Annotated in this window: 10 protein-coding genes and 1 other RNA gene; 5 read left to right on the top strand and 6 right to left on the bottom strand. The window is 64.1% G+C overall.

The window, feature by feature from the left end:
* Nucleotides 1-127: 127 nt before the first annotated feature.
* The 6 genes from CWO89_RS35160 to ssrA all read right to left on the bottom strand — a co-directional run bounded on the left by CWO89_RS35160 (nt 128) and on the right by ssrA (nt 5,135).
* A complete protein-coding gene (locus CWO89_RS35160) occupies nt 128-1,702 on the bottom strand; it encodes an ABC-F family ATP-binding cassette domain-containing protein (RefSeq protein WP_130583015.1) in 1,575 nt (524 codons plus the stop codon).
* A 117-nt stretch (nt 1,703-1,819) separates the two neighbouring features.
* Nucleotides 1,820-2,083 (bottom strand): ribbon-helix-helix domain-containing protein, encoded by a 264-nt coding sequence (locus CWO89_RS35155; RefSeq protein WP_130583014.1) that lies wholly within the window; start codon nt 2,081-2,083, stop codon nt 1,820-1,822.
* Nucleotides 2,080-2,268: a DUF4169 family protein gene (locus tag CWO89_RS35150; protein ID WP_130583017.1), complete on the bottom strand. Its 189-nt coding sequence runs from the start codon at nt 2,266-2,268 to the stop codon at nt 2,080-2,082. The genes CWO89_RS35155 and CWO89_RS35150 overlap by 4 nt, the downstream gene beginning before the upstream one ends.
* Before the next feature lie 323 nt (nt 2,269-2,591).
* A complete protein-coding gene (gene fumC, locus CWO89_RS35145; protein ID WP_130583013.1) occupies nt 2,592-4,013 on the bottom strand; it encodes a class II fumarate hydratase in 1,422 nt (473 codons plus the stop codon).
* Nucleotides 4,014-4,085: 72 nt separating this feature from the next.
* Nucleotides 4,086-4,607 carry an SspB family protein gene (locus CWO89_RS35140; RefSeq protein WP_130583016.1) on the bottom strand — a complete coding sequence of 174 codons (522 nt, stop codon included), beginning with the start codon at nt 4,605-4,607 and terminating at the stop codon, nt 4,086-4,088.
* 164 nt (nt 4,608-4,771) lie between these two features.
* Nucleotides 4,772-5,135: a transfer-messenger RNA gene (ssrA, locus tag CWO89_RS35135) on the bottom strand.
* A gap of 88 nt (nt 5,136-5,223) precedes the next feature.
* On the opposite strand from ssrA, the gene CWO89_RS35125 reads away from it, so the two are divergent.
* From CWO89_RS35125 to CWO89_RS35105, 5 genes are all read left to right on the top strand, one after another.
* Nucleotides 5,224-5,835 (top strand): chromate transporter, encoded by a 612-nt coding sequence (locus tag CWO89_RS35125; protein WP_130583011.1) that lies wholly within the window; start codon nt 5,224-5,226, stop codon nt 5,833-5,835.
* On the top strand, nt 5,832-6,365 hold the full coding sequence (locus tag CWO89_RS35120) for a chromate transporter (protein ID WP_130583010.1): 534 nt from the start codon (nt 5,832-5,834) through the stop codon (nt 6,363-6,365). The genes CWO89_RS35125 and CWO89_RS35120 overlap by 4 nt, the downstream gene beginning before the upstream one ends.
* A gap of 87 nt (nt 6,366-6,452) precedes the next feature.
* The gene (locus CWO89_RS35115; RefSeq protein WP_130583009.1) at nt 6,453-7,217 is read left to right on the top strand and encodes a tripartite tricarboxylate transporter TctB family protein; all 765 of its coding nucleotides are present in this window, start codon (nt 6,453-6,455) and stop codon (nt 7,215-7,217) included.
* Nucleotides 7,218-7,224: 7 nt separating this feature from the next.
* Nucleotides 7,225-8,742 (top strand): tripartite tricarboxylate transporter permease, encoded by a 1,518-nt coding sequence (locus CWO89_RS35110; RefSeq protein ID WP_130583008.1) that lies wholly within the window; start codon nt 7,225-7,227, stop codon nt 8,740-8,742.
* Between the two features lie 119 nt (nt 8,743-8,861).
* A complete protein-coding gene (locus CWO89_RS35105) occupies nt 8,862-9,845 on the top strand; it encodes a tripartite tricarboxylate transporter substrate binding protein BugD (protein ID WP_130583007.1) in 984 nt (327 codons plus the stop codon).
* Nucleotides 9,846-9,946 lie beyond the last annotated feature (101 nt).

The following is a 9,946-nucleotide window of genomic DNA, read 5'->3' as shown; positions in this document are numbered from 1 at the left end:
CCAACCCGCCATCGCGTCCGGCCGCGCAGAATTAGCGCCCGTAGCCCGGGGGGAGCGAATGCGTAACCCGGGACGTCTGCATCAGTAGCGGTCCCGGGTTACGCTGGCGCTTCACCCGGGCTACGATTCAGAGCCCAATCTCCCGTTCGATCCCGATCGCCTGCAGGAACGCCTTGTCGTGGCTGACGACGACCAGCGCGCCATCGAAGTCGCGCAGCGCGCTTTCCAGTTCTTCGATCGCGGCGAGGTCGAGATGGTTGGTGGGCTCGTCCAACAGCAACAATAGCGGCGGTTCCGGCCGCGCGAACACGCAAGCCAAGCCTGCGCGCAGGCGCTCGCCGCCGCTCAACGTATCCACGATCTGCAACGCAGCCCTGTTGCGGAAGGCAAATCGCGCCAGCGCGGCATGCGCTTCATTGGCTGACAATTCCGGATTGAGCCGGCGCAGATTGTCCAAAATGCTGGTGCCGGGATCGAGCAGGCCGACATGCTGGTCGAGCATCGCGATCCGGTCGGTGCGACGATGGATCGTGCCGGCAGTCGGCTGCGCCGCTCCAGTGATCAGGCGGAGCAGCGTGCTCTTGCCCGTGCCATTGGCGCCGCCGATCGCGACGCGCTCGGGGCCGCGCAGCTCGAACGACAGCGGGCCGAACAGGTGGCGGGCGGCAAAGGCCATCGCCACGTCGTTGAAAGTGAGGAGCTCGCGATTGGAGGGAAGGGTGGTCTTCGGCAGGTCGATCGACAGCGGCGTCACGATCTCCACCCGCGCGCGGGCTTCCTCGAATGCATCCGCGCGCTCGCCGATCAGGCGCTCGGCGAGATGGCCTTCGCGCGCGGCGCTGGCCTCAGCGCGTTCCTTCTCGCGGTCCATGAACATCTTGTCCTCGATGCCCTTGGCGCGCCAGGCTCGGCCGGCCTTGTCGCGGCGCGACTTTCTTTCGCGCGCCTTCTGCGTCGCGCGCTCGGCGCTGCGCAGCGCATCGGCCGCCCGCTCCAGTTCGGTTTCAGCGCGCGAGCGTGCCGCGTCGCGCTGCTCGGCGAAATCAGGCCACGCGCCGCCGAAAATCGTGACGCCAACCGGCGTCAGTTCGACGATGCGGTTGACATGCTCCAACAGCGTACGGTCGTGGCTTGCGACCACGATGCCGCCTTGCCATCGCCCGAGCAGTTGCGCCAGCGCCTCGCGGCCGTCGGCATCGAGATTGTTGGTGGGCTCGTCCAGCAGCAGCACGTCAGGTGCCTGGATCAGCAGCCGCGCCAGCGCGACGCGCGTTCGCTCGCCGCCGCTGAGCGACGCTACCGCGCGATCGAGCGATAGGGCGGGCAGGCCCACTTCCACCAACGTGGTCTGTAGTCGTGCTGCCAGTGTCCAGTCAGCCGCGCTGGCATCCTCGAGCGTGCCATCACCGCGCTCGAGCCGGTGCAGCCGCGCGAGCTCGCCATCGACGCCGAGGGCTTGCGCCAGCGTCGCCCGCCCGTCGGCGATCTGCGCGAGCATGCCGATCGATCCGGCACGGTGAACCGATCCGGCTGCTGGTTCGACCTCGCCCGCGATCAGGCGCAGCAGTGTCGATTTGCCGCAGCCGTTGCGTCCGACGATGGCGGTGCGCTCGCGTCCGATCGCGAGCGTCAGCTCATCGAACAGTGGGCGGCCCTCAGGCGCGTGAACCGAGATGGAATCCAGGACGACAAAGGCAGGCATGGAGAGCTTCCGAAATGGACAGGTTTCGCGGCGCGATTCGCTTGGCGATATCCATTTCGCTCTCCACTCTGGTTTGTCGGTGAAGCCGGTGCCAGGGCACCGGCTATCTGCAACGGATCAGGCTTGCGGCCTGTTGTCCGGTACCTGGGCCGTCGTCGCGGCGATTGCGCGCGAACGGAAATACTCCAGCACGAAAAGCCGGATCGCGGACGACAGATTGCCCTGCTGGCGATTGCTGTCGATCTCGCCGACCAGCTCCGACAGCGTCATGTTCCGGAGGCCCGAGATTTCCTTCATGCCATTCCAGAACGCTTCTTCGAGGCTGACGCTGGTCTTGTGGCCGGCGACCACGATCGAACGTTTGACGACGGGCGATTTCATGATGCGTCTCCGCCGTCGATGCGATGCTGATCCAACAGCTTCTTGTCGCGCGCGTTACGAAGCTCATCCGCTTTCCGTTCAGACTTGTTGCGACCAAATCGTGCGCGGTTGGTTTCAGCCTGCTTCGCAGCTTCTTTGCGCTGCTCTTGTTTTCTTACTCGGTTCAAATTGATCACGTGCCCCATGCCCACCCCATCATCCAGCGATCCCGAAGCGCAAATGCCTGTTGGCGAAACAGCCGCAGCCAAGTTGCGCGCAAGCACAGCACATGCCCATCCGAAATCACTATATAGCGCCTAGTGATAGCATCAAAGGTTAGCTTCGCCCCGCGAAAACCATATATTTCGCCGCTGTCCCATGCGTCAACGCAACGCCCGTTGCAACCAATCTCATTCTTTAGGCGTTATGATCCATAATTATATCAGTCGAGGGGCTGCGCTAATTCGTAGCGCGCCAGCACATCCTATCACCGCTTTTTCCCGGGAAAATTATGCAATTCGCGGTTCACTTAACCCGGATGTGTCATTTTGCCCGGCTGCACCAGGGAATCGAATTCACGTTCCGATACATAGCCGAGCCGCAACGCCTCTTCCTTGAGCGTAGTGCCACGCGCATGTGCTGCTTTCGCGACTTTCGCGGCGTTGTCGTATCCGATCTTCGGCGCAAGCGCAGTGACGAGCATGAGCGATCGCTGCATCAGCTCGCCGATGCGTTTCTCATCGGCACGTATCCCGACCACGCAATGCTCGGTGAAGGAGCTGATAACATCCGACAGGAGCTGAACGGAACTCATCATGCAATATGCCAACACTGGCTTGTAGACGTTCAGCTCGAAGTGTCCCTGGCTGCCCGCGATGGTGACGGCGGTTTCGTTCCCGAAGACGTACGTGCATACCATCGTCATCGCCTCGCATTGCGTCGGGTTCACCTTGCCCGGCATGATCGAGGAGCCCGGCTCGTTCTCCGGCAGGATCAGTTCGCCGAGGCCTGAGCGCGGGCCCGAGCCGAGGAAGCGGATGTCGTTGGCGATCTTGAACAGCCCGGTCGCCACCGAATTGATCGCACCGTGCACCAGCACATAGGCGTCGTTGGAGGCCAGCGCCTCGAACTTGTTCGGCGCACTGATGAACGGCAGCTTCGTGATCTTGGCGACGTGCCTTGCGAACAGTCTCGCAAAGCGTGGCTTGGAGTTGAGGCCGGTGCCGACAGCGGTGCCGCCTTGCGCCAGCGGCAGGAGATCCTTCGCCGCTGTACGCAGCCGCGCGATGGCGCTCTCGACCTGCGCGGCATAGCCGGAGAATTCCTGACCCAGCGTCAGCGGCGTCGCATCCTGGGTGTGGGTGCGGCCGATCTTGACGATCTTCGCGAACGCTTTCTCCTTGCGGCGCAGCTCGCGATGCAATTCGCTGAGCGCAGGAATCAGCCTGCTGAAAATTCCCTGCGCCGCTGCGATGTGCATCGCCGTCGGAAACGAGTCGTTCGACGACTGGCTCATGTTGACGTGGTCGTTGGGATGAACCGGTTTCTTCGCGCCGAGTTCAAAGCCGAGCAGTTCGTTGGCGCGGTTGGCGATCACCTCGTTGAGGTTCATGTTGGTCTGCGTGCCCGAGCCGGTCTGCCACACCACCAGCGGGAAATGATCGTCGAGCTTGCCTTCGATCACTTCTTTCGCGGCGCGCGTGATCGCATTGGCACGGCGCGCGTCGATCAGGCCGAGCTCGCGGTTGGTGAGCGCTGCCGCCAGTTTCACGATGCCGAGCGCATGCACGATCTCGATCGGCATGCGGTCGCGGCCGATGCGGAAATTCTGCCGGGAGCGTTCGGTCTGCGCGCCCCAATAGCGGTCGGAGGCGACGTCGATCGGACCGAAACTGTCGGTCTCGACGCGGATGGTTTTGTTTTTTTGTGAGGAGGATGTTGATCGAGCCATTGCCAATGTCCGTTGCGCCGTGAAGCGGCGTAACGTTCATTCTACAGCGTCGACGATTGATGCGTGTTTAGATTATTTCTTGCGGAAGCGGTCGAGCCGAACCACCTCGGCGCCTTCGCTCGGCTTTTCCGAGTCTTCCTTCTCTTCCGAAGCGGTCTCGGCCGCCTGCGCAGGCGGCGATGGTGCAGGCGAAGCCGCAGGCAGCTTGGGCTCGGGCTTCTCGGGCGCGACCTCCTCCTCGGACGGTTCGAAATGCAGGCCGAACTTCACGGAGGGATCGAGGAAGCTCTTGATGGCGGCGAAGGGCACGACGAGCCGCTCCGGAATGCCGCCGAACGAAAGTCCGACTTCGAAACGATCGTCCGTCACCACCAGGTCCCAGAACTGGTGCTGCAGGATGATTGTCATCTCCTGCGGATACTGCGCGAGCAGCCGCGGCGAGATCTTCACGCCGTCGGCGTTGGAGATGAAGGTGATGTAGAAATGATGCTCGCCGGGAAGTCCGTGCTCCGCGGCGTCCGCCAGCACGTGGCGCACCACCCCGCGCAGCGCGTCGCGCGCCAGCACGTCATATCGGATGTGATCGGTCGCCATGATGGTCCTGTCGCGTTCAAAAATGGCCGGCCGCATGCCGGTCGCCCGACTCGCCTTTAGCTATATGGTATCCCGGCCACAAGCCAAGGTCAGCAGGCCTTCCGGATCGAATTTGCGGCGCAAGCACCCGCTTGGGATGCACGCACTTTACCATGCAAATGTGAAGTGGAGGCTTCTGTTGCCAGGTGCCTCCGAACCCCGCCTAGCGGAGCTTAACCCGCTAGGGCTTTAAAGTGGTCTTTCAAACTGCGTTACGCAGCCTGAGCAACCGGAGCATAGTTGTCGTTGGCAACTATTGCATTGGCCCGATATCGGCGGAACCATACCGAGAAAAAACACGCCCTTTACGCCCTCGTCGATCCTATTTCGCCCCCGCCGGAACCCACGGCTCTCGGTTCCGCATGGGCTCTGGTGGAGGCGCCGGGTACCGCCCCCGGGTCCGAATGGTTTATTTCGACGGTCATTTATTTCCATAGCCGGCAAGCCGGCACTCCCAATATAGGGGGTAAAGCAACGGAAAAACAGGCCCTTGGCGGCCCCATCCCGGCGTTTCATGCATGGAACGGCTTCGGTTTATCGCCTTGGCCGGCGGGATGCGGCATTTTAGGGTCTTGCCATGTCCTCCGATTCTCCGCCGGCCGCCGCTCCCGTGGCGGACCTTCCCGCCTCGACCCCGCCCATCCAGCCCAGTCTGGGGGAACTGTTCGTGGCCTTTGCAAAAATGTCCCTGGCCGGCTTCGGCGGGGTCCTGGTCTGGGCGCGCCGGGGCATCGTCGAGCAGCACCGCTGGATGACCGCGGACGAGTTCAACGAGACCTTCGCCCTGTGCCATTTCCTGCCAGGGCCGAATATCGTCAATCTGTCGTTCGTGTTCGGCTCCCGCTTCCGGGGGCTCGCCGGCGGGATCGCGGCCTTTGCCGGGCTGGTCGGCCCGCCGATGCTGATCGCGATCGTGCTGGCGGCGCTCTACAAGCATTACGGCGAGCTCGAAGCGCTGCGGCGGACGCTCGCCGGCGTAGCATGCGTCGCCGTCGGCCTTCTGCTGTCCGTGATGCTCAAGATGACGATGCCGCTGGTGAAGCGGCGCGATATCGCCGGGCTCGTAGTCCTCATGGCGGTCTTCATAGCGATCGGGGTGTTGCGGCTGCCGTTGGCGGAGGTGCTGCTGGTCGCCATCCCCGCGAGCCTAGCCGTCACGCTGCTGATTCGCCAACGGGGGCGGGCATGAATGAGGATATGAATCCGATTGCGACGCTGATCTGGACGTTCGGCCTGATGTCGCTGTTTGCCGTCGGCGGCGCCAATGCGGCCATTCCCGAAATGCACCGGATCGCGGTCGAAGTCCACCACTGGATGACCGACAAGGAGTTCGCCGACGTCTTCGCGATCTCGCAATTGTCGCCGGGGCCGAACGTGCTGATCGTGACCCTGATCGGCTACTCCGTCGCCGGCATCGCGGGGGCACTGGCGGCGACACTCGCGATGTGCGGGCCGACCGCGCTGCTTGCCTATTATGTGAGCGGGCTGCTCACGCGCTCGCGCCATTCGCGCTGGCCGGCGATCATCCAGGCGGCACTGGTTCCGCTTTCGATCGGGCTGATGGCCGCGAGTGGGTTCATTTTGGCCCGGACTTCCGACCAAAGTTGGATTGCCGCTCTTACGACGGTGATAACGGCCATTGTTGCCTTTGCGACGCGGCTTAACCCTTTTTGGCTGTTGCTGGCCGGGGGCGTCCTCGGTTTCGCTGGCGTTATTTGACGAAAATCGCTAGGCAAGGCCGGGGCGGGTTGCAAATCCAGCCGATAGAATAACAGGGCCCGCGGTGCGGGCACGGAGGAGACATGCATGGCCGAAACGATGGGCCAAACCGCATCAAGCACACGTAACACGAACGCCGCCATCGGCATTTTCGTGCTGGCGCTGGCGCCGCAGCTTTTCGAGCTGGTGTGGTCGTTGGGCACAATCTTCGGACTGGGCACGGGCCGCGGGCCGGCGCAGGTGCTGCTCGCCCATGGCGGAGCGCTATTGTCCGCCGCCCCCAACGCGGTGTTCGGATCGGTCGCCGCCGACGCCAAGAAGGGCTTTTCCTCGGATGTGCTGCTGGCGCTGATCTATTCCTATCCGCTGTTTGCGGTTGCGATCGTCACGCTGTTCGTCAAGATTCGCGCGCCGCAGGATTATATCGGCGGCATCGTGCTGATGGCGCTCGCGCTACTGGCGCTATGGGCCTCGAGCGATCTGCAGGGCATGCGCGGCTTCTCCTTCGGCGCCGGCACCGCACCGCGGATGTTCGGCGTGCTGTTGGTTGGGCTCGGCGCCGGCATTGCCGTGACGGGGCTGTTCACCGAGGGACCGGGACTGGCGCACTATTCCTGGCGCGGACCGCTGTTCGTTTGCGCCGCGATCGTTTTCTTTGCATTGGCGATCCGTCCACTCGGTTTGGTGGTGTCGGCCTTCGCAAGCTTCATGATCGCGGCACTGGGCACGCATGAAACACGATGGATCGAGGCTGTCATCGTCGGCGCCTGCCTGACGCTCGGTTGCGCGCTCCTCTTCCCCTATGTGCTGGGGCTGCCGATGCCGATGTTCCCGCGTTTCCTGATCCAGTGAGGGCGTGATGGTCGATCTTTTTGCTAATCTCGCCCACGGTTTTGCCGTCGCCTTCTCGCCGATCAATCTGTTGATGTGCCTGATCGGCGCGCTTGTCGGCACGCTGGTCGGCGTGTTGCCGGGCATCGGCACCATCGCCACGGTGGCGATGCTGCTCCCGATCACGTTCGGGTTGCCGCCGGTCGGCGCGCTGATCATGCTCGCGGGCATCTATTACGGCGCCCAATATGGCGGCTCGACCACCTCGATCCTGGTCAATATCCCGGGCGAGGCGACCTCGGTCGTCACCGCCCTTGACGGCCACCAGATGGCAAAACAGGGCCGCGCCGGCCCGGCGCTGGCGATCGCCGCGATCGGCTCGTTCTTCGCCGGCTGCGTCGCCACCGTCCTGATTGCCATCCTGGGCGCGCCGTTGACAAAACTCGCGCTGGCGTTCGGGCCGGCCGAATATTTCTCGCTGATGGTGCTCGGCCTGATCTTTGCGGTGGTGCTGGCAAAGGGCTCGGTGCTGAAGGCGATCGCGATGATCGTGATGGGGCTGCTGCTGTCGATGGTCGGTTCCGACATCGAGACCGGCGCTTCCCGCATGGCCTTCAACATCCCCGAGCTCGCCGACGGCCTCGGCTTCGCCACCGTGGCGATGGGCGTGTTCGGCTTCGCGGAGATCATCCGCAACCTCGACCACGGCGCCGAGATGAGCCGCGATCTGGTGCAGCAGAAGATCACCGGCCTGATGCCGACGAGAAAGGACCTCATCGACTCCGCGCCCGCGATCGGACGCGGCACGGTGCTGGGATCGATCCTCGGCATCCTGCCGGGCGGCGGCGCCGTCATTGCCTCCTTCGCCGCCTATACGCTGGAGAAGAAGCTCGCCAAGGATCCGTCGCGGTTCGGCCGCGGCGCGATCGAGGGCGTAGCTGCGCCGGAGAGCGCCAACAATGCCGCGGCGCAGACCTCGTTCATCCCGCTGCTCACGCTCGGCATCCCGCCCAATGCGGTGATGGCGCTGATGGTCGGCGCGATGACGATCCACGGCATCGTGCCGGGGCCGCAGGTGATGCAGAAGCAGCCGGATCTGGTCTGGGGCATGATCGCCTCGATGTGGATCGGCAATCTGATGCTGGTCATCATCAACCTGCCGCTGGTCGGCATCTGGGTCCGGCTGTTGCGCGTGCCGTACCGGCTGATGTTCCCCTCGATCGTGATCTTCTGCGCGATCGGCATCTACTCCGTGAACAACGCTCCGGTCGACGTCGTCCTTGCCGGCGTGTTCGGCCTGGTCGGCTACTGGCTGATCAAGCACGATTTCGAGCCGGCGCCGCTGCTGCTCGGGATGGTGCTCGGGCCGCTGATGGAGGAGAACCTGCGCCGGGCGCTCCTGATCTCGCGCGGCGACTGGAGCGTGTTCGTCAGCCGCCCGTTGTCGGCGGTGCTGCTGGCGATCGCCGCGGGACTGCTGGTGCTGGCGGTCCTGCCGACCCTGCGCGCCAAGCGCGACGAGGTGTTCGTGGAGTCCGAGGGCTGAGGTTAGCCTGCGTCGGCGTGTCGCAGGCGGAAGTCGTATCGACTCCCCGAAGTTCGTTATGAAAGGAAATGCCGGCCGTTTGGCCGGCATTTTCGTTTAACGGACATCAGGGGATCTCGATGAATTGGTATGGTCGCTCGCTTGCGAGTGCTTCTCTCGCGCTGGCAGCCTTGCTGTCGGCTGTCGTCGCGCCAGCACGCGCGCAGGACTATCCGACGCGCAGCATCACCATGATTGTGCCGTTCGCGGCTGGCGGCCCGACCGACGTCATCGCGCGCATCGTCACCGGCCATATGGCGCAAACGCTCGGCCAGAGCATCATCATCGAGAACGTGGTCGGAGCTGGCGGCACCACGGCGAGCGCACGCGCGGCGCGCACCGCCAATGACGGCTATACGCTGATCACGGGGCACATGGGGACGCACGCGGCCTCGGTGCCGCTCTATCCCAATCTGGCCTACCATCCGGAGAACAGCTTCGAGCCGGTCGGGCTCCTGGCCGGCACGCCGATCCTGATCCTGGCGCGCAAGGACTTTCCGCCGAAGGACCTGAAGGAATTCGTGACTTACGTGAAGGCCAACGCCGAGAAGGTCAACGCGGCGCATGCCGGCGTCGGTTCGGTCTCCCACGTCTCCTGCCAGCTCCTGAACTCGGTCCTCGGCATCGAACCGGTCGGCGTGCCCTTCAACGGCACGGGCCCAGCGATGAACGCGCTGGTGGCCGGGCAGGTCGACTATATGTGCGACCAGATCGTCAACGCCGTGCCGCAGATCAATGCCGGCACCATCAAGGCCTATGCGATTGCGACCCCCGAGCGGAACCCGTCGCTGCCGAATGTTCCGACCACGGCGGAGGCCGGTCTGCCGGCCTTCCAGGCCCAGGCCTGGAACGCGATCTTCGCGCCCAAGGGGACACCGGCGCCGATCATCGCCAAATTGAACGCGGCAGCCGTCAAGGCGCTGGACGACGAAACCGTCCGCAAGCGCCTGCTCGAGCTCGGCAGCGTCATCCCGCAGCCGGCCGACCGCACGCCGGAGGCGCTGGGGACGCTGGTCAACAACGAGATCAAGAAGTGGACCCCGGTGCTCAAGCCGGCTGGCTAGAGTGACCCCGCAGCGGGTGGAGCGAAGCGCAACCCGGGGACACCTCGCTGTCATTCCGGGGCGTCCGAAGGACGAGCCCGGAATCCATCGGGCGGCACGCG

Origin of the sequence: Bradyrhizobium sp. Leo170 (genome assembly GCF_004296405.1) — a bacterium.
Lineage (GTDB): Bacteria > Pseudomonadota > Alphaproteobacteria > Rhizobiales > Xanthobacteraceae > Bradyrhizobium.
The sequence above is the reverse complement of the archived record's forward strand: the minus strand, read 5'-3'. Positions and strand labels throughout refer to the sequence as shown.

Bases quoted from the DNA above. Each gene is read 5' to 3' on its own strand.
- CWO89_RS35160 (WP_130583015.1), bottom strand. From the start codon at position 1,702: ATGCCTGCCTTTGTCGTCCTGGATTCCATCTCGGTTCACGCGCCTGAG.
- CWO89_RS35155 (WP_130583014.1), bottom strand. From the start codon at position 2,083: ATGAAATCGCCCGTCGTCAAACGTTCGATCGTGGTCGCCGGCCACAAG.
- CWO89_RS35150 (WP_130583017.1), bottom strand. From the start codon at position 2,268: ATGGGGCACGTGATCAATTTGAACCGAGTAAGAAAACAAGAGCAGCGC.
- fumC (WP_130583013.1), bottom strand. From the start codon at position 4,013: ATGGCTCGATCAACATCCTCCTCACAAAAAAACAAAACCATCCGCGTC.
- CWO89_RS35140 (WP_130583016.1), bottom strand. From the start codon at position 4,607: ATGGCGACCGATCACATCCGATATGACGTGCTGGCGCGCGACGCGCTG.
- CWO89_RS35125 (WP_130583011.1), top strand. From the start codon at position 5,224: ATGTCCTCCGATTCTCCGCCGGCCGCCGCTCCCGTGGCGGACCTTCCC.
- CWO89_RS35120 (WP_130583010.1), top strand. From the start codon at position 5,832: ATGAATGAGGATATGAATCCGATTGCGACGCTGATCTGGACGTTCGGC.
- CWO89_RS35115 (WP_130583009.1), top strand. From the start codon at position 6,453: ATGGCCGAAACGATGGGCCAAACCGCATCAAGCACACGTAACACGAAC.
- CWO89_RS35110 (WP_130583008.1), top strand. From the start codon at position 7,225: ATGGTCGATCTTTTTGCTAATCTCGCCCACGGTTTTGCCGTCGCCTTC.
- CWO89_RS35105 (WP_130583007.1), top strand. From the start codon at position 8,862: ATGAATTGGTATGGTCGCTCGCTTGCGAGTGCTTCTCTCGCGCTGGCA.